The 26,303-nt window shown below is 38.2% G+C and carries 23 protein-coding genes; 8 read left to right on the top strand and 15 right to left on the bottom strand.

All coding sequences use genetic code 11. The features are described 5' to 3' along the window. Nucleotides 1-75 precede the first annotated feature (75 nt). Genes nrdE through IP023_RS06255 form a run of 3 tightly spaced genes read right to left on the bottom strand, consistent with a single transcriptional unit; the run spans nt 76 to nt 2,807 of the window. On the bottom strand, nt 76-2,181 hold the full coding sequence (gene nrdE, locus IP023_RS06265; RefSeq protein ID WP_241789407.1) for a class 1b ribonucleoside-diphosphate reductase subunit alpha: 2,106 nt from the start codon (nt 2,179-2,181) through the stop codon (nt 76-78). Continuing rightward, nucleotides 2,141-2,548 carry a class Ib ribonucleoside-diphosphate reductase assembly flavoprotein NrdI gene (nrdI, locus tag IP023_RS06260; protein ID WP_241789406.1) on the bottom strand — a complete coding sequence of 136 codons (408 nt, stop codon included), beginning with the start codon at nt 2,546-2,548 and terminating at the stop codon, nt 2,141-2,143. Before nrdI ends, nrdE begins: the two co-directional genes overlap by 41 nt. Before the next feature lie 22 nt (nt 2,549-2,570). After that, the gene (locus IP023_RS06255) at nt 2,571-2,807 is read right to left on the bottom strand and encodes a glutaredoxin family protein (protein ID WP_241789405.1); all 237 of its coding nucleotides are present in this window, start codon (nt 2,805-2,807) and stop codon (nt 2,571-2,573) included. 461 nt (nt 2,808-3,268) lie between these two features. On the opposite strand from IP023_RS06255, the gene IP023_RS06250 reads away from it, so the two are divergent. The 8 genes from IP023_RS06250 (at nt 3,269) to IP023_RS06215 (ending at nt 13,241) form a co-directional block, all read left to right on the top strand. Then, complete coding sequence (locus IP023_RS06250) at nt 3,269-5,671, top strand: S9 family peptidase (protein ID WP_241789404.1); 2,403 nt, start codon at nt 3,269-3,271, stop codon at nt 5,669-5,671. A gap of 328 nt (nt 5,672-5,999) precedes the next feature. Beyond that, nucleotides 6,000-6,653 (top strand): succinate dehydrogenase cytochrome b subunit, encoded by a 654-nt coding sequence (locus IP023_RS06245; RefSeq protein ID WP_241789403.1) that lies wholly within the window; start codon nt 6,000-6,002, stop codon nt 6,651-6,653. Nucleotides 6,654-6,661: 8 nt separating this feature from the next. Continuing rightward, nucleotides 6,662-8,581, top strand: a complete 1,920-nt coding sequence (locus IP023_RS06240) for a fumarate reductase/succinate dehydrogenase flavoprotein subunit (RefSeq protein ID WP_241789402.1) — start codon at nt 6,662-6,664, stop codon at nt 8,579-8,581. A gap of 9 nt (nt 8,582-8,590) precedes the next feature. Further along, the gene (locus tag IP023_RS06235) at nt 8,591-9,343 is read left to right on the top strand and encodes a succinate dehydrogenase/fumarate reductase iron-sulfur subunit (protein WP_241789401.1); all 753 of its coding nucleotides are present in this window, start codon (nt 8,591-8,593) and stop codon (nt 9,341-9,343) included. Nucleotides 9,344-9,349: 6 nt separating this feature from the next. Beyond that, nucleotides 9,350-10,516, top strand: coding sequence for a porin (locus IP023_RS06230; protein WP_241789400.1), 1,167 nt, complete (start codon nt 9,350-9,352; stop codon nt 10,514-10,516). Between the two features lie 17 nt (nt 10,517-10,533). Then, a complete protein-coding gene (locus IP023_RS06225; RefSeq protein WP_241789399.1) occupies nt 10,534-11,967 on the top strand; it encodes an anion permease in 1,434 nt (477 codons plus the stop codon). Between the two features lie 160 nt (nt 11,968-12,127). Further along, nucleotides 12,128-12,535 carry an RrF2 family transcriptional regulator gene (locus IP023_RS06220; protein WP_241789398.1) on the top strand — a complete coding sequence of 136 codons (408 nt, stop codon included), beginning with the start codon at nt 12,128-12,130 and terminating at the stop codon, nt 12,533-12,535. A gap of 55 nt (nt 12,536-12,590) precedes the next feature. Then, complete coding sequence (locus IP023_RS06215) at nt 12,591-13,241, top strand: NAD(P)-dependent oxidoreductase (RefSeq protein WP_241789397.1); 651 nt, start codon at nt 12,591-12,593, stop codon at nt 13,239-13,241. A gap of 45 nt (nt 13,242-13,286) precedes the next feature. Here the strand turns inward: IP023_RS06215 and ilvA are convergent, their stop codons facing one another. From ilvA to ilvB, 12 genes are all read right to left on the bottom strand, one after another. After that, a complete protein-coding gene (ilvA, locus tag IP023_RS06210; protein WP_241789396.1) occupies nt 13,287-14,540 on the bottom strand; it encodes a threonine ammonia-lyase IlvA in 1,254 nt (417 codons plus the stop codon). Between the two features lie 123 nt (nt 14,541-14,663). After that, nucleotides 14,664-15,818, bottom strand: a complete 1,155-nt coding sequence (locus tag IP023_RS06205; protein WP_241789395.1) for a 2-isopropylmalate synthase — start codon at nt 15,816-15,818, stop codon at nt 14,664-14,666. 36 nt (nt 15,819-15,854) lie between these two features. Continuing rightward, nucleotides 15,855-16,928, bottom strand: a complete 1,074-nt coding sequence (gene leuB / locus IP023_RS06200; RefSeq protein WP_241789394.1) for a 3-isopropylmalate dehydrogenase — start codon at nt 16,926-16,928, stop codon at nt 15,855-15,857. Nucleotides 16,929-16,931: 3 nt separating this feature from the next. Continuing rightward, nucleotides 16,932-18,398: an ATP-binding cassette domain-containing protein gene (locus IP023_RS06195; protein WP_241789393.1), complete on the bottom strand. Its 1,467-nt coding sequence runs from the start codon at nt 18,396-18,398 to the stop codon at nt 16,932-16,934. A gap of 52 nt (nt 18,399-18,450) precedes the next feature. Next, nucleotides 18,451-19,053 carry a 3-isopropylmalate dehydratase small subunit gene (gene leuD, locus IP023_RS06190; RefSeq protein WP_241789392.1) on the bottom strand — a complete coding sequence of 201 codons (603 nt, stop codon included), beginning with the start codon at nt 19,051-19,053 and terminating at the stop codon, nt 18,451-18,453. A gap of 33 nt (nt 19,054-19,086) precedes the next feature. After that, complete coding sequence (locus IP023_RS06185; protein WP_241789391.1) at nt 19,087-19,911, bottom strand: class I SAM-dependent methyltransferase; 825 nt, start codon at nt 19,909-19,911, stop codon at nt 19,087-19,089. Between the two features lie 35 nt (nt 19,912-19,946). Next, a complete protein-coding gene (locus IP023_RS06180) occupies nt 19,947-20,435 on the bottom strand; it encodes a PEGA domain-containing protein (protein ID WP_241789390.1) in 489 nt (162 codons plus the stop codon). Between the two features lie 16 nt (nt 20,436-20,451). Further along, complete coding sequence (leuC, locus tag IP023_RS06175) at nt 20,452-21,849, bottom strand: 3-isopropylmalate dehydratase large subunit (protein ID WP_241789389.1); 1,398 nt, start codon at nt 21,847-21,849, stop codon at nt 20,452-20,454. Nucleotides 21,850-21,940: 91 nt separating this feature from the next. After that, a complete protein-coding gene (gene ilvC, locus IP023_RS06170; RefSeq protein WP_241789388.1) occupies nt 21,941-23,422 on the bottom strand; it encodes a ketol-acid reductoisomerase in 1,482 nt (493 codons plus the stop codon). 31 nt (nt 23,423-23,453) lie between these two features. Next, nucleotides 23,454-23,921 carry a DinB family protein gene (locus tag IP023_RS06165; RefSeq protein ID WP_241789387.1) on the bottom strand — a complete coding sequence of 156 codons (468 nt, stop codon included), beginning with the start codon at nt 23,919-23,921 and terminating at the stop codon, nt 23,454-23,456. Nucleotides 23,922-23,923: 2 nt separating this feature from the next. Further along, a complete protein-coding gene (gene ilvN / locus IP023_RS06160; protein ID WP_241789386.1) occupies nt 23,924-24,514 on the bottom strand; it encodes an acetolactate synthase small subunit in 591 nt (196 codons plus the stop codon). Nucleotide 24,515: 1 nt separating this feature from the next. Then, entirely contained in the window at nt 24,516-26,258 is a 1,743-nt protein-coding gene (ilvB, locus tag IP023_RS06155; RefSeq protein ID WP_241789385.1) for a biosynthetic-type acetolactate synthase large subunit, read from the bottom strand. Between the last annotated feature and the right edge of the window lie 45 nt (nt 26,259-26,303).

Genomic DNA, 26,303 nt, shown 5'->3' with positions numbered 1-26,303 from the left:
TCGTTGAAGAAAGCCGAACGAGTAGTTCAGCTTTCTTTGGTTTAATATCTTATGTTAATTGTGTTTATCGATGTATTATGCGGAGCAAGAAATACATTCCTCGATGGATGATTTGCGTGTTCTCGTATAGTACAATGATTTTAACCCTAATTTGTGTGCGTAGATATAGTATTTTGCTAGATCACGTGTATTATCTTTTGAATTAGTATGTAGTATCGTCGAAACACCTTGATCGATATGACGCTGGATCACAGATATCAATTTTAATACTTTCATCTGATCCATATCGTATGCTGACTTGAAGTAGAAATAATTATCATTGGTCAAGTAAGGCATTGGGTAGTACGTAGTACTATCTCCATATTCACGTACTTCGATGATATCTACAATCGGCATTACCGATGCGGTAGCATTCATGATGTATGAAGTCGATTGATTTGGAGCGATTGCCAAGCGATATGCATGGTATATACCGTGCTCTTGTACTTGTGCTTTCAGGTTAGCCCAATCTTCGATAGTAGGAATATGTACACCATCGAATAGTTCTTTTACTTTGTCTGTTTGTGGTAAATAGTCACGGCTCAAATATTTGTCAAAGTAAGTGCCATCTTTATAAGCTGATTTTTCGAAGCCTACGAAAGTTTTACCACGCTCTTTAGCAATCTCCATAGAAGCTTCTAAAGAGTAATAGTTCATCATCATGAAGAATGAATTTGCAAAGTCTAATGCTTCGTGTGATTCATACATGATAAAGCTTTTAGCTAAATAGCCGTGTAGATTCATAGCACCCAAACCTACAGAATGTAATTCACGATTTGCTTTAGCGATAGAAGGTACCATCTCGATATCCGTTACATCAGTAACGATCGTCAAGGCACGCATGGCTGTTCTTATTGTTTCTTTGACACGTTTGTTCTCCATTACGGTAGCGATATTCAAAGAGCCTAAGTTACAAGAGATACCGTAACGAATGGTATCTTCTTTGCCATAGATATTGATGTCAGATACTTCAGATATCTGCATAATCTCTGTACAAAGGTTGGAGAATTTTACCTTTCCAATACCATTAAGCGCATGTGCACGGTTTGTATTTTCTTTGAAAAAGATATATGGGTATCCTGATTCTTTTTGTGTTTGTGCTATTTTAACAAGTAAGTGACGCGCGTTGATTTTTTTCTTTTTGATGTTAGGATTGTTGATTAACTCTTCATACATCTCGTCCATATCCATCTCATCCAAGTATTGACCGTATTCTGTCATTACTGTATGTGGAGAAATCAAATAGCACGCTTCATCTTTCTCTGCCAATTCCATAAATTTATCAGGCACGATGATACCGATAGACAATGATTTTATACGTACTTTTTCATCTACGTTGATTTTTTTACAATCTAAAAACTCTTCTATATCGGAGTGAAAGATGTTCAAATACACTGCTCCAGCACCTGGACGTTGGCCCAATTGGTTGGCATAAGAGAAGGTATCTTCCATTATTTTCATGATAGGAAGGACACCACCCGCACGACCATCTACACCTTTGATCGCTTCACCACGAGCACGGATTTTAGAGATATTGAAAGAAACACCACCACCGATAGAAGACAATTTCATCGCTGAATCTACCGCATAGCCAATGCCATTTAAGTTGTCACCGATTTCATCTAAGAAACAAGAAACTAATTCACCGGAGCGTTTTTTTCCAGCATTCAAGAATGTCGGGGTAGCAGGCTGATATTCTTGACTTATCATGATTTCCGCATATTCGATAGCTTTTTGAACGCCTTCTTGGCGTGCTAAGAATAAAGATACGGCAACTACACGATCTTCATAGCGCTCCAAAAATTTCTCGCCAGAGTCATCACGCAAAGCATAACTTTGGAAAAATTTGAATGCCGCCATAAAGGATTCGAAGCGAAATTTCTTTGCAAATACATAGTTATATACTTGCTCCATTTCTTCGAATGTAAACCACTGATAAAAATCGATGTAATAATTGTGCTCAATAAGATAGTCAATTTTTTCTTTAAGCGTATAGAAGAAAACAGTATTCTTGTTTACATACTCTAAGAAATAAGAACGTACAGCTTCTTTGTCTTTATGCAAGCTGTATTCGTCCTCATGTTTGATCATGATTTCATTATTAAGCAATATCCAGTTTTTTGCTACCTCGTTTGCTATCATAGTATTGATTCTTAATTATATCTATAAATTGATTAATATCTTCCATTGTCCCTGAGAGCTCAAATTTGAAAGCTAATGGGATTTCGTATGTAGCAGAAATTTTGTCTGCTGCTACGCCAAAGTTTCTACCCCAATTGCGGTTTCCACTTGATGTAACCGAATATATCTTGGCTACATTATTTACTAAAAATTCATCACTAACAGCAGGTATTTGTCCAAAATTAGTGGTGAAAGTTATCAAATGACCAGGTTCCTCAATACGTATAGTGTTGTCTATACGAATGGCGGTCCATCCTGTTATTTGTACTACTTTATCGATAAAGCGTTGTACGTTACCCGTTTTACTATCGTAATATAGATATGACATCTTTTTTCGATTTAATGGTAATTTATTGTGCTAATGCTTGCTCTATTTCTTCAGGTTTGAAACCTATAACACGAAACTTCACTTCATCATTTTCTAATACAATTAAAGTAGGAACCGTACGAACCTTAAATTTTACGGCTAATTCTGGCTCGTCAAATGGATTTACGGTCTCATAGGAAACACCTTTATTATCTAAGTATGCTGATACTTGTGCGCATGGTGCACAGTCATTTTTTTCGAATTTAATGATTCTAGCCATGTGTATATATTTTGATAGTATCTCCTTTGTCATAAAAAGGGAAAAAAGAGTACTAGAAGTTTATAAAAAAAACGCTTGTTCCGAAACAGTTTTAATCTCGACCAAACAAATATCATATATTTTTATTGTGAGCGCTAACCATACTTTTCCACATTTTCCACAGTACAAGTGTTAGATGTTTGTTAGGTGATGTGTAGGTTTGTTAAAGGGTTGTTTTTCAGTGGTTAATAAATGTTGATAACTTTAAAATGTCTTTTAAGGACTAAGTTAAACATCTGAAAAAAGCAAATTTTTTTATTGTCATATTTCACTTTATTTTATTTAAATATCAAGAAATATGCGTATATTTTTTGTCGAACTTTACTTTTATTAACCTTCAAAAAATACTTCTGCTTAAGTATCAGATGGATAACAACTTTATAGAATGAAGTTTAAACTTTTATGAAAATAATCAATTAACTATGAAGAAATTGTCATTTTTGCTGTTAGTACTAACTGCGACAAATAGTTTAGCACAAGAGAATTTAACCTTTCAAAAGCCAGTAGCTGAAATACTAACCTTAGCGGACTATGCGCGACCACCAATGATCAATATGAGTCCCGATAAGGCCTGGGTCTTAATGAGCTACCGTCCTACTTATAAGACATTAGAAGAATTAGGACAAGAGGAAATTAAGCTTGCTGGATTACGTATCAATGCAAAAACACGTATTTCGAGTACTGAGAATTATTTTAACAATCTGCGTTTAAAGTCTGCACGTACGGCAGAAGAATTTGATATTGTAGGCTTGCCTGCCAATGCACTTATTTCCAATGTTTCTTTTTCTGCAGATGGTCAAAAGATTGCTTTCACACATACTAATGATGCTGGTGTCGCATTATGGCTTATTGATGTAGCCACTAAGAAAGCTAAGCAACTCACAGAATATGATTTGAATGCTGTATTGAATAATCCTTATCAATGGTTACGTAATTCGGAAGGTTTTTTAATAAGTAAATCCCCAGCTAATCGTTCTGCTTTGGTCGATCATAGTAAGGATATACCCGCAGGCCCTGTTGTTTCGACTAGTTTAGGTAAGGTTTCCCAATTGCGTACCTATCAAGATTTGTTGAAAAATCCACAAGACGAGCAGGATTTTGAATCATTGGCTACAGCGGCTTTATTCTGGATAGATTTAAATGGTAAACAGACCAAATTTTTGGATGCTGCTATGTATACACAAGCGAATCTTTCACCTGATGGTAAGTATGCTTTAGTATCGAAATTAAAAAAACCATTTTCCTATGTCGTATCTTATAATTCCTTCCCACAAGAGACCGATCTTTATGATGTATCGGGTCAGTTGATTGCTAAAGTCAATGAGACGCCATTGATGGAAGTAATGCCAAAAGGATTTTCATCAACTCGTCCGGGGCGACGTATGTTGACCTGGCGCGCTGACAAGCCTTCGACTTTATTCTTTGTACAAGCTTTAGATGGTGGTGATGCGAATAAGACGGTAGATTTTAGAGATGAATTATTTACCTTAGAATATCCGTTTACGGGTGAACCAACATCGCTAACTAAGGTAAAGGATCGATTTGCAGGTATTATTTGGGGTAATGATAGCTATGCTTTAGTTTCTTCGAGCTGGTATGATACGCGCAATACAAAGACTTTTTTATTAAATCCTAGTTCTGGGAAATCACAACTTTTAATAGACCGCAATAATCAAGATATTTACTCGGATCCTGGAAAGCCACATAGAGAGAAAAATGATCTAGGTATGTACACGATGTACATCAATAAGGATAAATCTTATTTTGTGGGTCCTGGATTTACGAAAGATGGAGAATTTCCTTTTATTGATGAATTAGATTTAAAGACGCTTAAGAAAAAACGTATTTATACAGCTAAGCCTTCAGATTTGCAAGAGCGTATTACAGAAATAATAGATGTCCCTAAAGGTGAAATATTAGTGTCGCTTCAATCTGCTTCACAATATCCAAACTATTATGCTAAGAATATTAAAACAGGAAAGCAAAAGGCTATTACGACAATTGAAAATCCTTTTAAGCCTTTAGAAGCTGTTCATAAGGAAGTGTTGAACTATAAGCGTAACGATGGCGTTGATCTTTCGGGAACGCTATATCTTCCTGCTGGGTATGATAAGGAGAAAGACGGTAAATTGCCACTTTTAATATGGGCCTATCCACGTGAATATAAAGATAAAAGCACGGCAGGGCAGAGTACGGCCAATCCGAAAGAGTTTACTTTTCCGAGTTATGGTTCTTTCATTTATTGGGTGAATAGGGGATATGCAGTATTGGATAATGCCGCTTTCCCAATTGTAGGTGAGGGTGATCAAGAACCTAATGATACATTTATTCCACAATTGGTTGCTAATGCCGAAGCGGCGATTAATGCTGTTGATGCTTTAGGTGTTATAGATCGTAAAAAAGTCGCTGTAGGCGGGCATTCTTATGGTGCTTTTATGACAGCACATTTATTATCTAATTCTGATTTGTTTGCGGCCGGTATTGCACGATCTGGAGCTTACAATCGTACATTGACACCATTTGGTTTTCAGACCGAACAGCGTAATTTTTGGGATGATCCGGAGTTATATATAACGATGTCACCATTTATGAGTGCCAATAAGATGAAAACACCCATGTTGTTAGTACACGGTGCTGCAGACAATAATCCAGGTACATTTACGTTGCAAACGGAGCGTTATTTTCAAGCCTTGAAAAATTTGGGTGCGCCTGTTCGTATGGTTATCCTTCCTCGTGAATCACATGGATATGCAGCAAAAGAGAATATCTTCCATTTATTGTGGGAGCAAGACCAATTTTTAGAAAAATATTTGAAGAATAAATAAACTTACTCGTAATTATATAATAGAAAAGCGGAATCATATAATGGTTCCGCTTTTCTATTATATAATATCCTGATTTGTTTTGAATAAAAGAAGCTTAGAGGCTTTTATTCCAGAAATTTTTAATAATAAATATTCCCATTTTAAGTTTTTATTATTCACTAATCTTTTTACTAGTTGTAAAAAAAATTTCAATATAGTGAAACAATTATTGCTGTATTCGTGTTTTCATCATTAGTTATTACTTAGCTACTACCTGTTTTCAATTTGCCCTTACCTAATTATCGTTGAAATAAATCATCACTGAAGTTTATTGATTAATCATATGCCTATGAACACACAGATTCGTAAAATAATAATGGCCTGTACAGGTTTATTTTTATGTTTTTTCTTGCTCATCCATTTCTTAGGAAACACGCAGCTTTTTTTAGCGCCAGAAGAAGCACGAAAAAGCTTTAATATGTATTCTAGCTTTTTGACGGGCAATATCTTCGTCAAGTTAGTTTCTTATGTGTTGTATTTATCCATCATCTTGCATGCTATTTATGCATTAATAATCTCTACGATCAATAGAAAAGCTGGAGGTCATTATTCTACGGACAACAGAGGTCGATCTAGCAAATGGTATAGCCGTAATATGGGCATATTGGGTACGATAATATTGATTTTTATCGTATTGCATTTTCAGAATTTTTGGTACGTGTATAAGTTTGGATCCATCGGATTAGACCCTTGGGGCCATAAAGACTTATACACCGTTGTTGTCACCGCATTTCAACAGGGTTGGCTTGTCATCGTTTATGTGATTGCTATGGCAGCATTGGCGTATCACTTAATCCAAGGTATTTCTAGTGGAATCCGAACCTTAGGTTTATTCCACCCTAAGTTTGTCCGTTGGATTAATATTTTCGGCATGGTATACGCTATTGCTATTTGTGTAGGCTTTGCGCTGATGCCCATTTATATTTATTTCACTCATAATTAATGCTGGCTATGAAATTAGATGCTAAAATACCGCAAGGCCCACTGGAGGAAAAGTGGTCAAATTATAAAAAAACAGCACGATTAGTAAACCCCGCCAATCGGAAAAAATTAGATGTTATTGTTGTTGGAACCGGATTAGCAGGTGCTTCATTAGCGGCTTCAATGGGCGAATTGGGTTATAATGTGAAAGCCTTTTGTTTTCAAGATTCACCACGTAGAGCACACTCTGTAGCTGCTCAAGGTGGGGTTAATGCGGCTAAAAATTATAAGAATGACGGCGATAGTGTTTACCGTATGTTTGTCGATACCCTCAAAGGAGGTGATTTTAGAGCACGAGAAGCGAATGTATACCGCCTCGCGGAATGCTCTGTAAATCTGATCGATCAGGCTGTAGCACAAGGGGTTCCTTTTGGACGTGAGTATGCTGGTTATTTAAATAACCGTTCCTTTGGTGGCGTTCAAGTAAGTAGGACATTCTATGCGCGAGGACAAACAGGACAACAATTGTTGTTGGGAACTTACCAAGCTTTGATGCGTCAAGTAGATAAAGGATCTGTTCAATTGTATTCTTCACATGAGATGTTGGATTTGGTGGTGATCGATGGCAAAGCACGAGGGATTATTGCACGTAATCTCGAAACAGGAGAATTAGAACGCCATGCAGCGCATACTGTTGTATTAGCGACAGGAGGATTTGGGAAAATATATTATCTGTCTACACTCGCGATGGGTTGTAATGGATCCGCGATATGGAGAGCACACAAAAAAGGAGCTTATTTTGCTTCGCCTAGTTGGACGCAAATACATCCTACATCGTTGCCGCAGTCAGGCGATTATCAGTCTAAATTGACGCTGATGTCGGAATCGCTGCGCAATGATGGCCGTATATGGGTTCCCAAAAATCTAGAAGAGACAAGATTGGCAAATGATATTCCGGAAGAGGAGCGTGATTACTACTTAGAAAGACGCTATCCGGCATTTGGAAACTTAGCGCCGCGTGATATCTCTTCACGTGCCGCCAAAGAGCGTATCGATGCAGGACATGGCATAGGAGCTTTAAAAAATGCTGTTTATCTAGATTTCTCTAAAGCTATACGTGAGCAGGGACAAGCAAAAATAGCCGAGAAATACGGCAACTTGTTTAATATGTATGAAAAGATAACGGGTATCAATGCCTATAAAGAGCCTATGATGATCTCTCCAGCAGCGCATTTTTCGATGGGTGGACTGTGGGTAGATTATGAACTGATGACGACTATTCCAGGGTTGTTTGCCTTGGGAGAGGCCAATTTTGCGGATCACGGGGCTAATCGTCTAGGCGCCAACTCACTCTTGCAAGCTTCTGTAGATGGTTATTTTATTGCCCCCTATACCATTGCCAATTACCTGTCAGATCAGATCAAAGTAGGTAAAATATCAACACAAGATGTCGCATTTGAAGTTGCTGAAAAAGAAGCTCACGAAAAGCTTCATCATCTGTTGACTATTAAAGGTAAGTATACGGTAGATTATTTTCATAAAAAACTAGGAAAGCTATTATATGACTACTGCGGATTAGCACGAAATAAAGAAGGGTTAGAATTTGCAATTAAGGAGATCAAGAAGCTGAAAGAGGAATTTTATACCGATGTAAATGTAACAGGTACAGCAGGAGCTATGAATGCCGAATTAGAAAAAGCAGGACGTGTTGCAGATTATTTTGAAATCGGCATTTTGATGTGTTACGATGCATTGACACGAGATGAATCATGTGGTGCTCATTTTAGAGAAGAGTATCAAACCGAGGAAGGAGAGGCACAACGCAACGATGAGCAGTTTCAATTTATATCGGCATGGGAATGGCCTGGTATGGTGGATTCCGAGCCTATCCTCAATAAAGAAGATTTAACATTTGAATTTGTTCAACCAACTATCCGTAGTTATAAATAATAGTAGTCTATGAAGTTATATTTAAAGATTTGGAGACAAAAGGACCGCGTTTCTGAAGGGAAATTGGTTGAATATACGCTTGACAATGTAAATACACATATGTCATTCCTCGAAATGCTGGATACCTTAAATAATCAGTTAATCACCAATAACGAAGAACCTGTAGAATTTGATCACGACTGTCGTGAAGGTATTTGCGGGCAATGTGGTGTCGTGATAAACGGTATTGCACACGGTCCCTTAAAAAATACAACCACTTGTCAGCTGCACATGCGGGAGTTTAAGGATAATGAAACTATTCTTATAGAGCCCTTTCGTGCAGCAGGTTTTCCGGTAAAGAAAGACTTGAAAGTAGATCGAGGAGCATTTGATCGCATTATTTCTTCTGGGGGCTACGTCTCTGTAAATACAGGTCAGGCGCCTGAGGCAAATACAATTCCTGTAGGCCATGAAACAGCGGAGGCAGCATTTGATTCGGCCGCATGTATTGGCTGCGGTGCCTGTGTCGCTACGTGCAAAAATGGTAGTGCTGCATTATTTACATCAGCGAAGATCACGCAATTGGCATTATTGCCACAAGCGAAAGAAGAGCGTGATCAGCGTGCGCTTAAAATGATAGCACAGATGGACAAAGAACAATTTGGTCATTGTTCCAATACAGAAGCTTGTGAAGTTGAATGTCCACAAGGAATATCGGTTTTAAATATCGCAAGGATGAACTATGAGTACAACCGTGCTAGTTTTTTAAAATTTAAAAAGTGATGAGCTATGTATCATAAAGGAATTATAGCTATAGTTACTATTGCGCTATCTGTCAACTGCTTGTGTGCACAAAATGCTTTTTCGGACAATCCTGCTGACACAGTACATCATCATATTGAAGAACCCGAAGAAACGTATCCTAAATTCAAAGTAGGTGGTTTATTTCAGGCACGTTATCTATACAGCAAAAAAAATAATGTCGATGTAGAAGGCCTTCAGCACAGCGATGGGGAGTTTGTGACCAATACATATGAGATAAAACGTATGCGTGTATCTATGAATGCTAGTTTAACCAAAAACTTATCCGTTGTTACCCTTGTCAATTTAGCAGATTTTCGTCAAGACCCCAAAACACGTGTACTAGAGAATGCTTATGCGCAGTACAATGTGAATAGGTACCTCAAATATCAAGTAGGACAATTTAGACCAGCATTCGGTATAGAGGATTCTCACCCCGTAGATGTTGTCAAATCGATAGATTTTTCCAATGGATACTATCTATTGGGGAGTAATGGCTGGCAGAGTTTTCAAGTCGGTGCCGGGATATCAGGATCTGTAGATCTCGGTAAAGTACCCCTTAATTATTCGGCCTCTATGACCAATGGTAATGGGAAGAATAAAATAGCGGATAATAATGGGAAGCATTATTCTTCTCGATTTTGGTTTGAATTTGATCCCAAGCGTAAGCTTACATTGGGGTTTAGTACGGGCTTTGGTACGGAGCATCAACAAAATGTGCATGCTGTCGGCTTAGAGGGTACATACCGGCTTATCTTTACAGACAAGCTGAGTATTCAATTTCAAGCGGAGGCAGTACAAGCGATCAATCACAGCTTGTACTTTAGCCTTGCTGAAGATATGCGACAAGGGCCATTAAAAGATTATGTATTAAGAGATGTGTATATCTTACCCAATCTGCGGTATGTAATAGGTAAGAAGCATCTGCAAGCGGTAGATTTCTCTTGTCGATACGAATATCTCGATGCTAATTATAAAATAGATTCAAATCCACGCCAAACTTTAGTTCCTATGGCAAGTGTTGAATTTCTAAAAGATTATGGTGCACGTCTTCAGTTTGGAATACAGATCGATAATTATAAAAAGAATATTCCAAATACTAAGACATACGACGCTAATTTATACTTCCTACAGTTTCAATGTAGACTTCAATAGCTATAAATATATAAATTATGAAAGAAGTTAATTTAAAAAATCTCGCCATAACATTCGTCGCAGGATTATGTTTGTGGTTTTGCCCTATACCCGACGGCGTAACCCCTGAAGCGTGGCATTTATTTGCGATTTTTGTCGCTACCATCTTAGGGATTATACTTAAGGCAGCACCTATGGGTACGATGTGTATGCTGGCAATAGGTCTGACAGCAGGATTTCAATTATTGGCTCCTGGTGAAGCCGGTAAGTCTATAGCTTTAAGTTTGAAGGGTTTTGGGGATAAGGTGATATGGTTGATTGGTATCTCCTTTTTTATTGCTCGTGGATTTATAAAAACAGGATTAGGAAATCGTATTGCCTATCTCTTTATCAAGATTTTTGGAAAGAGTACTTTAGGCTTAGCCTATGGTTTGGGCTTAGCGGATTTAGTGTTAGCACCAGCTATACCGAGCAATACAGCGCGTGGTGGTGGTATTATATATCCTATTATGAAGTCTATGGCCTTGAACTTTGGTTCAGACCCACAGCAACCCGAGACCAACCGAAAAATAGGTTCTTTTTTGACACTCAATTGTTATTATATAAATCTTATCGCTTCGTCTATGTTTTTGACAGGTACGGCAAGTAATCCGATGTGTCAAAAGTTTGTTGCTGATATGGGATATAGTATTACGTGGATGTCTTGGGCCAGTGCAGCATTTGTGCCCGGGATTATATCTTTCTTTTTAATACCATTTGTATTATACAAAATATACCCGCCAGAGTTAAAAAAGACCGCTGATGCCCCTAAGATAGCAAGTGAAAAATTAAAAGAGATGGGTGGTCTCAAAGTCTCTGAAATACTAATGCTTATCACTTTTGTAATCTTATTGGTATTGTGGATTACAGGAGATTTATTTAGTATGGATGCTACGACAACAGCATTTATAGGTCTATCTATTCTGTTGTTGACCTCTGTATTGACTTGGGAAGATGTAAAATCTGAAAAAGGGGCATGGGATACTATTGTATGGTTTGCCGTATTGGTGATGATGGCTAGCTCCTTGAATGAACTTGGATTTATCAAATGGTTTAGTGAGCTTGTAAAAGCAGAGATGGGCGATATGCATTGGCATTATGCATTCCCAGTTCTTGTTGGCGTTTATTTTTTTAGCCATTATCTATTTGCGAGTGCTACAGCACACGTAGCAGCGATGTATGCTGCATTATTGGCCGTAGGTATTTCGTTGGGTGTACCACCTTTACTCTTGGCATTGATGCTTGGCTTTACAGGTTCTTTGTACGGTACATTGACACATTATGGTCACGGTCCTGCTCCTGTTTTTTATGGTAGTGGCTATGTAGAATTAAAAACATGGTGGACCTATGGTCTTATTATTGGTTTGTTATTGTTGGCAATATATTTGGTGATCGGTACCTCTTGGATGGGGCTGATTGGATCATATAGTTAGTTACAATACTAAAGTTGGATTATTATAAAGCAGAATCTCTTCGGAGGTTCTGCTTTTTTAGTTAGGTAATTATCATTTTAGGGTAATACAGTGATTTTTTATGTAATAAATTTTGTTACATTAAGGAGGTTTACTAACTTTGTTTTGTAAGAATAGAGAGATGAATAATTTAAGATTTGCTACGGCTGTGCATATATTGGTTTTGTTGGATAAATTTAGAGGAGAGTTTATCACTTCAGAATTTATAGCAGGTAGTATCAATGTAAACCCCGTCGTGGTGCGTCGTGAGCTTAAAGTATTGCGTGAAGCTGGGTTGGTTTTATCAAAAAAAGGAAAAGAAGGTGGTTTGTCCTTGTTAAAGGATCCGACCTGTATACATATGGGCGAGTTGTATAAATTGGTGAATCAAGAGAATACATTAGGGCGTATGAATCATCCCAATCCAGCATGTCCTATAGGCAAACAAATGAATAGCAAATTGCAATCTTTGTTTTATCAGGCAGATAATGCATTGATCCTTACTTTAAATAAGCAATCATTAGCTGATTTTGCAGCTCAAATAGTTTAACAAAAAATTTAAACAATAATGTAATAATATTTGTTACATTTTAAAACTTAACAATATGAAAGTAGCAGTAATAGGAGCCACAGGGTTTGTAGGCGCACAGATTTTAAAAGAATTGACCGATCGTCAGCATGAGGTTAAAGCATTTGCACGTGATATCACTAAAGTACCAGCTTTAGCTACAGTAGAGGCTATTGCAATGGACGTAAATGATACAGATACATTGGCCTCAAATCTACAAGATATTGATGTAGTGGTTAGTGCTTATAATGCAGGATGGATAAATCCTAATATCTATACAGACTTTATAAAAGGTGCTAAAGCGATCGAAGCAGCGGTGGAGAAAGCAGGCGTAAAACGCCTTATTGTAATAGGTGGAGCCGGCAGTTTGCAGGCGACTGCAGATATACAAATTGTAGATACGCCAGAATTTCCGGCAGCTATCAAGCCGGGCGCATTAGCGGCGCGTGATTACTTGAATATATTAAAGGAAAATACGGTGTTAGATTGGACATTTTTCTCGCCAGCACCAGAGATGCACCAAGGTACTTCGGGCGTGAGAAAAGGTGTTTATAGATTAGGTACTGATTTTCCTGTAGTTGATGATGATGGGCGTAGTATCCTTTCGGTTGAAGATGTTGCGGTAGTGATAGCTGATGAGGTAGAGCAGGCAAAACATATCAAGCAGCGTTTTACAGCAGCTTATTAGTATAAAACAACTCCCTTAAGTTTCTTGCTTAAGGGAGTTGTTTTATTATACCAAGTATTCAAATAATGTTTGGTCTTTGTTGAGTTCTATAAATTCAAATTTATATTCTTTCAGGCGTTCGATCAATGGCGCATAATCTTTCGGACTATTCAATTCTACTCCAATCAATGCAGGACCACGCTCGCGTTCTGTTTTCTTGATATATTCAAATCTAGTGATGTCATCTTTAGGACCTAATACCTCAGTTACCAATAGACGTAATGCACCAGGTCTTTGTGGGAAGCGTACTATAAAATAATGCTTGAAGCCTTCATACAATAAAGACATCTCTTTGATTTCACTCATACGATCGATGTCATTATTGCCACCTGACACGATACATACCACTTTTTTGCCTTTTATTTCATCTTTGTGGAATTCCAATGCCGCAATAGATAATGCTCCAGCTGGTTCAGCGACAATAGCATCTTTATTGTACAATTCTAGTATCGTCGTACAGATCTTTCCTTCGGGTATTGATTTTACAGACGTTAATAATTGGGAACTAATCTCATAGGTCAAAGCCCCAATTTTCTTTACTGCCGCACCATCTACAAATTTGTTTATCGTTTCTAATTCTATAGGCCCGCCATTTGCGATAGCTGCTTGCATAGAAGGAGCACCTTCGGGCTCGACACCATATATTTTTGTATTTGGCGCATGTTTACTGAAATGATAGCTTAAGCCTGATGACAAGCCACCGCCACCGATAGGTACGATTACAGCATCTACATGTGGTAAGTCTTCGAGGATCTCTACGGCTACCGTTCCTTGCCCTTCGATGATCTGTAGGTCGTCAAAAGGAGGGATGAATGTCATGTTGTGCTCTTCGGTATATGTTAAAGCTGCTTTTTGACAATCATCAAAAGTATCGCCAATGAGAATAATCTCGATATTGCCATTGCCCCACATCTCTGTTTGTGTTATCTTTTGACGTGGTGTTGGGCCAGGCATAAATATTACGCCTTTGATATCTAGTTTTTTACATGATAATGCTACACCTTGCGCATGGTTACCAGCACTTGCACATACGACACCACGCGCACGTTGATCGTCTGTCAAGCTTGATATTTTGTTGAAGGCACCACGTAATTTGTACGAACGTACCACTTGCAAGTCTTCACGCTTCAAGTATACCTCAGCACCATATTTTTCGGAAAGGTGTATATTGTATTGAAGAGGAGTGCGTGTTACTATATTTTTAATTCTTTCTTTGGCTTGAAAAGAATCAAGTGTTAAGGATGTAAGATCTAAGCTCATGAATTAATTCCTTTCCAGTTTGTTTAGGTGATTATTGATTGTATTTATTCCAATCAATGTGGTTAATCCTCCGATCTATAGGGGTATAATGATATTTGTCTAAAGGTCGGAGGATCGAATATATTATTTTACTAATGTCAATAAATCTTCATCAGTAATATCTTTTTTTGCATCCGCTATTGTTAAGAAACGAGTATAGGCATCCGCTAAAGCTTCTTTTTCTAGAGTGTATCCCAAACGTTCTAAGTGATGCTTTAAGGCATGACGACCCGAACGTGCTGTCAAGATAATATCAGCTTCATCCAAACCGACATCTTCTGGACGGATGATCTCGTATGTTTCACGGTGTTTCAAGAAACCATCTTGATGGATACCCGAGCTATGTGCGAAAGCATTGCGACCTACAATAGCTTTATTAGGTTGTACAGGCATATTCATCATGTCTGCAATTTTGCGTGACATATACGTGAACATTTTACTATCAATATTCGATTTTAGGCCACCAAAAGCTTGGTTGTGTACTTTCAATATCATAGCTACCTCTTCTAATGAAGTGTTACCTGCACGTTCACCAATACCGTTGATTGTACATTCGATTTGACGTGCACCATTTTGTACTGCAGCAATAGAGTTTGCTGTCGCTAAACCTAAATCATTGTGACAGTGGGCCGAAATAATTGCTTGATCGATATTTTTAACATGCTCTTTCAAGTATTTTATTTTAGAACCGTATTGATCTGGTAAACAGTAACCGTTAGTATCGGGAATATTCACAACAGTAGCACCTGCAGCAATTACAGCTTCGACCATTTGTGCCAAATATGCTAAATCAGCACGTCCTGCATCTTCAGCATAGAACTCTACATCCTCTACATAAGATTTTGCATGTTTAACAGCAGCAACAGCTCTTTCTAGAATTTCTTCGCGAGTACTACTGAATTTGTATTGAATATGTAAGTCAGAGGCACCTATACCTGTATGTATACGTGGTCTTTTTGCATATTTTAGGGCTTCTGCAGCGACGTCGATATCATTTTTATTAGCACGTGTCAAGGCACAGATAATAACATCATTCACGGCTTTAGATAATTCGACTACAGATTGAAAATCGCCAGGGCTAGAAACAGGGAAACCTGCTTCAATAACATCTACCCCTAAACGTTCTAAATCTTTAGCAATTTCGATTTTCTCAGGTGTCGTTAATTGACATCCTGGTACTTGCTCACCATCGCGTAGTGTAGTGTCGAAAATATATAAGTGATTAGGATCGTGTAACATAGTTTAATTATTTTATGTTTATACCTTGATTTTTTCTTATTTAATAAACTCTAATACTTTAGCACCCATTTCGTTGGTTCCTAAAATCATGTCTGTAGCAGTTTCGGCATTTGCAATATCGCCCGTTCTCCAGCCTGCTTTCAACGTATCAGCGACAGCGGTAGTTAATGCTTTAGCTTCTTCTTGTAGGCCAAAAGCGATATCTAATAATAAAGCAGCAGATAAGATTGAAGCCAAAGGATTGGCTTTATTTTGCCCTGCTATATCGTGTGCCGAACCGTGGATAGGCTCAAAAAATCCTGTACTATCACCGATAGAAGCAGATGCTAACATCCCCATCGATCCTGCTATTTGTGAAGCTTCATCTGTTAAGATATCACCAAATAAATTCGCCGTCAATACGACATCAAATTTCTTTGGATTTTTCACCAATTGCATGGCTGCATTATCGATAAACATGTGCTCTGTTTCTACATCGCTATATTCTTTAGCCAATTCTTGAACTACTTCTCTCCACAAGCGAGATGTCTCCAATACATTTGCTTTATCTACAGAGCATAATTTCTTGCCACGCGTACGTGCTGCTTCATATGCTTTGCGTGCGATACGCTCTACTTCGTAGCGGTGGTAGTTCATCAAATCCGAAGCGAATGTGTTGTCTTCATTGCGTTTTTTCTCGCCAAAATAAACATCACCAGTCAATTCACGGAAGAACAAGATATCTGTTCCACGTAATACTTCAGGTTTTAAGCTTGACGCATCTAATAATTCGTCAAATAATAAAATAGGACGCAAGTTAGCGTATAGGCCTAATTCCTTACGTATTTTCAATAAACCTTGCTCAGGACGTACTTTTGCTGAAGGATCATTGTCATATTTGGCATGACCAATAGCACCAAATAGGATAGCGTCTGCAGCTTTAGCTTTTTCTAATGTCTCATCAGGCAATGGATTGCCCGTAGCCTCTATAGCTGTATGTCCCATAATCGCTTCATCAAAAATAAACTCATGGTTATATTTTTGAGCAATAGTTTGTAATGCTTGCTTTCCCCAAGTGGTAACTTCTTGTCCAATTCCATCACCTGGAATGATTAGAATATTTTTTTTCATCTGTTATTCTACGCTTTCTAATATATTTTCTATGGCCTTTACAGTGCCCTTCTCTAATACAATTCTATGTTCGATGCAATTCGGAATCTGACTTTCGTAATGCCCTACATAGATAAGGGTCTTACCAAATGCAGCTAATTCGTCTACTACATCATTGAAATATTGTGCTTGTTCACTATCCAAGCCTTGGCAAGGTTCGTCGAGTACCAACAAAGGAGGGTTCTTGATGATCGTTCTTGCCAATAATGCTAAGCGTTGTTTTCCTAGCGGTAAGGTATGAAGCAGTTGATCTTTGTGTGCTGTAAGGTCAAAAAAATCTAACAATGCTTCAATTTGTTGTTTCTCCGTGAATTTTACATCGACAAACCAGCCGATACTATCGTAAAATCCGGAAGCAAGGGTATGCCATACTGTTGCGTTCTGGTCAAAATACCAATGCATTTCGGGTGATATAATCCCAATTTTTTTCTTAATGTCCCAGATACTTTCTCCCGAACCTCTTTTATGGCCAAATAAGGATAAGTCGTGGCCATATGCTTGTGGATGGTCCCCATTGATTAAGCTCAAGAGCGTAGATTTTCCAGAGCCATTAGCGCCCTGCAATAGCCACTTTTCGCCGACATTGATCTTCCATGAAACATCTTTCAATACTTCTTTGTCGCCGTAGCGTACAAATATGTTGTTTAATTCGGCAACGGTTGTATAATCTGTTTGTGGAACTTCTTTCAAAAATGAAGGTAGTTCTTTTTTTTGACGTTTTTTATCTTGAAGTAATTCCGCGGATGAATTCACATTCTCCACGACGTTTTCCACAATATGTGCATAACTGTTGATGGATTGTGGTAAAAGTGTGTCGTTGCTAATCAAAATTAGCTGTACACCTTCATTTACTAAGTCATCCAACCAATTATTGAGTACTGTTCGTGACTTTTTATCTAAGCCTGTGTAGGGCTCGTCGATGATTAACAGCTGTGGCTTGGCCCATAAACCGCGAATCAACTGCAGTTTTTTGTGCTCACCACTAGAAAGTTCAATCAATTGTGCGTTTTGAAAATCTTCAAAGCCAAATTCTTTAATTCGTTCTTCGATGACCGAGAAGTTTAGTTTCTCTTTGGCGCCAAAGTGTTCTAATTCTGCTTTCACCGTCAGGGTATCATGCCCTTGGTGGTGATTGTACCGCTGTTGGTAATAGAAGTTGCGGTCGCCTTCTAAATTGGTAAACTGAAACCAGTTCGAAATATATACAACTTTAGCGGGAATGCTTTTTGTGCTGTCAAAATTTATTTTAATAGCTCCATTTGAAGGTATTAATCCAGCAATAGCTTTTGCTAAAGTAGTTTTGCCAGAACCAGACCTGCCGCCGATAAGATAATTTTGCCCCGGATGGATAGTCCAACAAAGGTTGTGCAACACCACATTATTTGGGTATTGAACTGTTAATTTATCGATATGGACGACTGGTTCTGTCATTGTTCTTTTTCTATATCATTCCGACGATAGGAGGAATGACATTATTTTCTATTTATCTGTAAAATGAATATGGTCTTGTTTGCTCGAATTTTTCAATTTCTGCTTTATGGCTTAAGATAAAATCGATATCGTCATAGCCATTGATCATACATGATTTTTTGTATGGATTAATTTCAAATTCGAAAGTGTCACCTGTAGCAACAATAGTTACTATTTGTGCTTCTAAATCGACAGCGATCTCTGTATTTGGATCTTCAAAAACTACCGCAAATATTTTCTCTAAGAATTCATCAGGTACAGTTATTGGCAATACACCATTGTTAAGGGCATTACCTTTAAAAATATCAGCAAAGAAAGAACTTATCACTACAGTAAAGCCATAGTCTTCAAGCGCCCAAGCAGCGTGCTCGCGCGATGATCCACAGCCGAAGTTTTTACCGGCAACTAATATTTGTCCTTTATATTTAGGGTCATTCATGACGAAGTCAGCTTTGGGCTGATTGTCGCTATCAAATCTCCAATCGCGGAATAAATTGTTACCAAAGCCATCACGCGTCGTTGATTTTAAGAAACGCGCAGGGATGATTTGATCGGTATCGATATTTTCAATGGGTAGTGGAACTACACTTGAACTTAATTTTTCAAATTTTTTCATTGAATATAATTTCTATTTTATTTGAATCTAAACTTATGAATTTAATATAGCCCTTACTTCTCTAAGCTTTAGTGTCATACTGATAGCCTCACTTTCGGCCCATTCATTATAGTCTTTTATGGCATCTAATCGTGCTGCATCACTGATGTATCCTTCGTCTACCATCTGCTTTGAATTGGCTACTTTGGACCATATTTTGATATTTTCCAGATGACCAGGAAAATGACGCTCATAATGTTCGTCAGCGTTGAATACTTCCACTTGGTCAAAACCGTGCTCTTCAAGGATGTCAATCATATCAAAAGCGATTCGATTGTTCATGCCTGCATCTTTGCGCCACATCAAAAACATATTATAGAAATGTAGCATGCTCACCGGAGGCTTAGGATTCCAGTTGATCATCTCATGGTTATAATCCAATATAGATAACTGGCCCTGAGGTTTCAGCAATGATTTTACTTTGTCAATAGCTTTATCAATAGTTGATATCCATTGGAAAGTACGTGCTGAAATGATGAGATCAAATTTCTCTTTGCTTACGAAATCCAACAAATCAGCATGTACTAATTCTAGATTTTGAATACCTGCAAATAGACTTTTTCCTTCGCTAATGAATGAAGCTGTGTTATCAATGCCTACAACATAACCTGTAGAACCAACAATATGTGCAATATCTTTGGTAATAGCGCCAGTGCCACAGCCGATATCCAACACCCGTAAACCAGGTTTAAGGGCAGATATCAACGTACGATAATCTTTCTCCAATGTACGTTGGCTAAAGATATTAGAGGCATTTTGTGCTACACGATCTATTACTTTATTTTCCGTTGCTGTTACTGTTTGGCAAATTTGACACATTTTGATTATGTAAAAAGTAAAAAGTGAAAAACAAATTATAAAGCATATTTATTCAAAAGTGCTTCTTTTTGTTTTTCGTATTCTTCTTTAGTAATAAGCTTATCATCAAAGAGTTTTTTTAGTTCTTCTAGTTTTTCCTTTAATGTTGAATTGTTTGAAATAGTTGTATCAGATGCTTTAGTACTTCCTCCAGCTATTGGCTGCAAGTCATACATCCGCTCTTTGTCATATTTCATTGTCCATAAGAATGGAAATAATACAAATACTCCACCAATAATAGCTCCTACATCAGCTTTTTCATTTCTCGAAAAAGTAGTGACAAGAGGAGAATAGCCTTCCTTTTCTAATCTAATGTTTGTTGTACTTCCAACAATTTTGGTGTCTGAGTATGCAAAAGGTGTCACACCCACATATGCATCTTGAATAAAAACTTTTGCTCCCTCAGGGTTTGATTTAATTAAAGTTTGACTTGCACAGCTTGTAAACAAGGTCGCGGCCGCTAGTATTATTGGTAGTTTTCTCATATTATTTCGTTACTTATTATATAAATTCTCTAACGTCAACAACTTTACCTGTTATTGCTGCAGCTGCTGCTGTCAATGGACTTACCAACATCGTGCGTGCATTGGGTCCCTGACGGCCTTCAAAGTTTCTATTTGATGTAGATACACAATATTTGCCCGCAGGGATTTTATCTTCGTTCATGCCTAGGCATGCCGAACATCCTGGTTCGCGCAATTGGAATCCTGCTGTTTCGAATATTTTGTCGATGCCTTCTTTTATAGCTTGTGCTTCTACTTGTTTAGAGCCTGGCACTATCCATACTTCTACACCTTCTGCTTTTTGTTTACCAGCAACGAATGCTGCTACTTCACGTAAATCTTCGATACGCGAGTTTGTACATGAACCGATGAATACATAGTCCACAGGTTTATTTAAGATCGACTCCCCATCAGCAAAACCCATATAGTCTAATGCTTTTTGGTACGATGGTTTTTCACTTTCTGGTTGATCTGCTGTTGCAGGAATAGTCTGTGATACACCGATACCCATTCCTGGGTTAGTACCATAGGTAATCATGGGCTGTATATCTGCTGCGTCGTATGTCAATACAGCATCAAACTCAGCGTCATCATCCGAATATAAAGTCTTCCAGTAAGCTAATGCTTCATCCCATTTGTCCCCTTTAGGAGCAAATTCGCGACCTTTGATATACTCAAATGTAGTCTCATCAGGCGCAATCAATCCACCACGTGCACCCATCTCGATACTCATATTACATACGGTCATACGTCCTTCCATCGATAAGGAGCGGATAGCAGATCCTGCAAATTCTACGAAGTAGCCGGTACCACCTGCAGCCGTGATTTTAGAGATAACGTAAAGGATAATATCTTTGGCACCTACACCTTTTTGTAACTCGCCATTAACCTCGATTTTCATCATTTTTGGCTTTGACTGCAAGATACATTGGGCTGCAAATACCTGCTCTACTTGTGATGTGCCAATACCAAAAGCGATGGCACCGAATGCACCATGTGTTGAGGTATGGCTATCACCACAAACCATAGTTTTACCCGGTAAAGTGATCCCCAATTCGGGACCTATAACATGTACGATACCTTGGTACTGATGTCCTAAACCATATAACTCGATGCCGAATTCTTTGGTGTTTTTGGACAACATATCTACTTGGTAGCGTGATAATTCTTCTTTAATAGGAAGGTGTTGATCTAGTGTAGGAACATTATGATCTGCTGTTGCCACCGTTTGGTTGGGGCGAAATACAGGAAGACCTCTTTTGCGTAAACCATCAAATGCTTGTGGAGAAGTCACTTCATGGATTAAGTGTGTATCGATATATAAAATATCCGGAAATCCTTCTGCACGCTTGACGACATGTGCATCCCAAATTTTTTCTACTAATGTTTTTCCCATTTCTCTCTTTAAATCTTAAAAGTAATTTCGAAAGGGATAAAGCCCTACTTAGGTGCTTTATCCCTTTTTGTAATTCTCAAAATTACGAATATTAAACTGTTTTTATCGTCTTCATCGCAGTCATTGCTTTACGCAATTTGCGGCCTACGATTTCTACTTCGTGATTACGTAAGATTTCGTTGATTTGTACTAATTTCACGTTATCTACAGCATCATCTTTACCTTCGTTGAATTTTTTACCTACTACATCAGTGTCGATTTTTTTCATGAAGTCTGTCAATAAAGGCTTACATGCTTGATCGAATAAGTAACATCCGTATTCTGCAGTATCCGAAATAACACGGTTCATTTCGAACAATTTCTTACGTGCGATAGTGTTTGCGATAAGTGGTGTTTCGTGTAATGACTCGTAGTACGCTGACTCTGGTTTGATACCTGCTTCTACCATTGTCTCGAATGCTAATTCAACACCAGCTCTTACGAAAGCAACCATCAATACGTAGTTGTCAAAATATTCTTGCTCGGAGATTTTAACATCGCCAGCAGGTGTTTTTTCGAATGCTGTTTCGCCAGTTTCTGCTCTCCATTTTAATAAGTTGGCATCACCGTTAGCCCAATCTTCCATCATTGTTTTTGAAAACTCACCCGACATGATATCGTCTTGGTGTTTTTGGAATAATGGACGCATAATATCTTTCAATTCTTCCGATAATTCGAAAGCTTTAACTTTTGCAGGGTTGCTCAAACGGTCCAACATACCAGATACACCACCATGCTTCAATGCTTCAGTGATTACTTCAACACCGTATTGTACTAATTTTGAAGCGTATCCAGCGTCGATACCTTTTTCAACCATTTTGTCGAAAGAAAGGATAGAACCTGTTTGTAACAAACCACAAAGGATTGTTTGCTCACCCATTAAGTCAGATTTTACCTCTGCTACGAAAGATGATTTCAATACACCCGCGTGGTGACCACCAGTACCTACACAGTATGCTTTTGCTTCAGCCCATCCTTTACCTTGAGGATCATTCTCTGGGTGAACAGCGATTAATGTAGGAACACCAAAGCCACGTAAGTATTCTGCACGTACCTCAGATCCTGGGCACTTAGGTGCAACCATGATTACGGTGATATCTTTACGGATTTGCATTCCTTCTTCTACGATGTTGAAACCGTGTGAATATGATAATGTAGCGCCTTGTTTCATCAATGGCATTACCGCATTAACTACTGAAGTATGTTGTTTATCTGGTGTCAAATTGATAACTAAATCAGCAGTAGGGATCAATTCATCATAAGTACCTACAGTGAAGTTGTTGTCCGTAGCATTTTTCCAAGAATCTCTTTTTTGTTCAATAGCTTCTTTACGTAAAGCATAAGATACATCTAAACCGCTATCTCTTAAGTTCAAACCTTGGTTCAAACCTTGAGCACCAGCACCTACGATTACGATTTTTTTACCTTTTAAAGCATTTACACCATCAGCAAATTCTGCTGAGTCCATAAATTCTGCTACACCTAATTGGTTTAATTGCTCTCTAAGAGGTAATGTGTTGAAATAATTTGCCATTGTTTTAATATTTATTCTTTTCTTTTAGTTTTTATTTGTTGATTATTCTTTTTTGTGCCGTTACGTATCCTAAATGCGTATTGTCATGCCCTGCAGTGGTAATGATAATCTCCTCAATACTATTCAAAAGGGCACCAAAAGTACTCGTTTCAAAAGGATTGATGACATCTAATTTGCCCGCTTTGTAATCCGCTTGGATACTTTCGATCGATGAAATCGCTAATTGTTTAAGCTCTTCCACTTCCTCTTGGCTTACGAAATAAGTCGGCTTGGTGCCTTTAGCATATGCCGAAGCATATTTTACTGCTGTAGCGTCAGCCCAAATACCAGATCTTACATAGCAAAGGATAGGAGTAGTCACCACGATATGGCCAAAATTCCAAATGATATTGTTATTGAAGCCTTCCGGAATTTCATTCAATTGCGCTAATGAAAGACTCTCAATCTCTTTGATGAAAGCTTTGCGCGCATCGATAATAAATTTAAATACCTGTTCCATAATTACATCGTAAATACTTTGTCCTGTTGATCTAAGAATTCATTTTCAACGATTTCTAATGAAGGCTCTCTTTGTTCAAATTTCTTCAATTTGGAGTGGAAACCAGCACTAGCTTTTATGATAGCGATACGTGCACCACGCACAAATTCGATAAGGCCGTATTGTGTCAATTCTTCTGTCAAGCGATCGATTTCTTCGCGGTGACCAGCTGTTTCGAATACAATATAATCATTACGGATTACGACTGCATTAGCACCGTATTGACGTAGTAAGCGTTCTACTTGGACTTTCTCCGCGATTACTTCTGCAGGAACTTTGTACAAAGCTTGCTCTTGCCAGATCAATTCATCATTTGTATTATAATATGCTTTCAATACATCGATTTGTTTTTCGATCTGAAGACATATTTTACGTAAAACTTCTTCTGTTTCTGTAACAACAATAGTAAAACGGTGGATACCTTCTACCTCAGAGGGCGAAGTGTTTAAGCTTTCGATATTGATTTTACGTCTTGAAAAAATATTAGAGATACGTCCTATCATACCGATAGAATTCTCTGTATATAGTGTAATGGTAAATTCTTGCTTTTCCATTTTATTTTAATCGTATTTCTGATACCGAAGTACCCTGTGCAACCATAGGGAATACATTATTCTCTTTTCCTACCATTACTTCCAATAAGTAAGCGCCATCGTGATCAAGCATAGTTTTTACCGCTAATTCTAAATCACTACGCTCCGATATTTTATTTCCATCGATGTAGTAAGATTTTGCTAATGCAACAAAGTCAGGACTGGTGATATTTACAAATGAATAACGTCTTTCATTGAACAGCTCTTGCCATTGACGTACCATGCCTAAGAATTGGTTGTTTAGGATCAATATTTTAACCTTAGCGCCAAATTGCATAATAGTTCCTAACTCTTGTAATGTCATCTGGAAACCACCGTCACCGATTATTGCGATTACGTCGCGCTCAGGCGCTCCGTACCAAGCACCGATAGCTGCAGGTAAACCAAAACCCATGGTCCCCAATCCTCCAGAGGTAACATTAGATTTGGATGTGTTGAATTTAGCATAGCGACAAGCTACCATTTGATGCTGACCTACGTCAGTAACGATAACTGCATTGCCACCTGTCAATTCATTCAATACACGTACTACTTCACCCATGGTCATCATATCACCTGAAGGGTTTAGTTCTTTGTGTATTACTTCTTTTACTTCTTCTTTTTCTAAATCACGGAATTGTTGTAGCCATGCAGAGTGGTCATTAGCTTCAATAGCTTGCGTCAACAAGGGTAATGTTTCTTTACAATCACCCCAAACAGGTACTGTAGATTTAACATTTTTGTCTATTTCTGCAGGATCAATGTCCAAATGGATCACTTTTGCCTGTTTGGCATATTTATCTAGTCTACCCGTAACGCGGTCATCAAAACGCATACCTATAGCGATAAGAACATCACAATCATTGGTCATGACATTGGGCGCATAATTACCATGCATCCCCAACATACCTACATGTAAATGGTGATCTGTCTCCAAGGCAGATAAGCCCATTACAGTAGTAGCTGAAGGGAAGCCTCCTTTTTCAATGAATTGCTTAAACTCTTGTTCTGCTTTACCTAAGATAATACCTTGACCAAATATAACGAATGGTTTTTTCGCGGCATTAATAAGTTTTGCAGCTTCTTCAATATATTCTTTACGAACGATCGGACTAGGACGGTAGCTACGTACATGATTACATGGTTCATAACCTAAATACTCAAATAATTGTATTTGGGCATTTTTAGTAATATCGATTAATACTGGCCCTGGTCGTCCAGTACGTGCAATATAAAAAGCCTTCGCTAATACTGCAGGTATTTCTGTAGCATCTGTTACTTGGTAATTCCATTTTGTAATTGGACTCGTGATGTTGATCACGTCTGTCTCTTGGAAAGCATCTGTTCCTAGTAAAGAAGCAAACACTTGACCCGTGATACAGACGATAGGATTACTGTCGATCATAGCGTCAGCTAAGCCTGTCACTAGGTTGGTAGCTCCGGGACCAGATGTTGCAAAAGCAACGCCTACACGTCCTGAAGTACGCGCAAAGCCTTGAGCAGCGTGAATACCACCTTGCTCATGACGGACTAGTATATGTTTAATTTTTTCATTGTAGTCATATAAAGCGTCATAAATAGGCATGATAGCGCCTCCAGGGTATCCAAATACGGTATCTACGCCCTCGTGGATTAAAGCTTCCAATACAGCTTGAGAACCCGATATCTGCGTGTTTGCAGCAATCGTCTGTATAGGCTCTTTTTCCGTTGTTTCCAATGTACTCATCTTTTCCGTTCTTAATTCGAATTAGTATATCGTTTTATTATTTTG

Origin of the sequence: Sphingobacterium rhinopitheci (genome assembly GCF_022627575.1) — a bacterium.
In the GTDB taxonomy this organism is placed as follows: Bacteria; Bacteroidota; Bacteroidia; order Sphingobacteriales; family Sphingobacteriaceae; genus Sphingobacterium; species Sphingobacterium rhinopitheci.
This window is presented reverse-complemented; position numbering and strand designations above follow the sequence as displayed.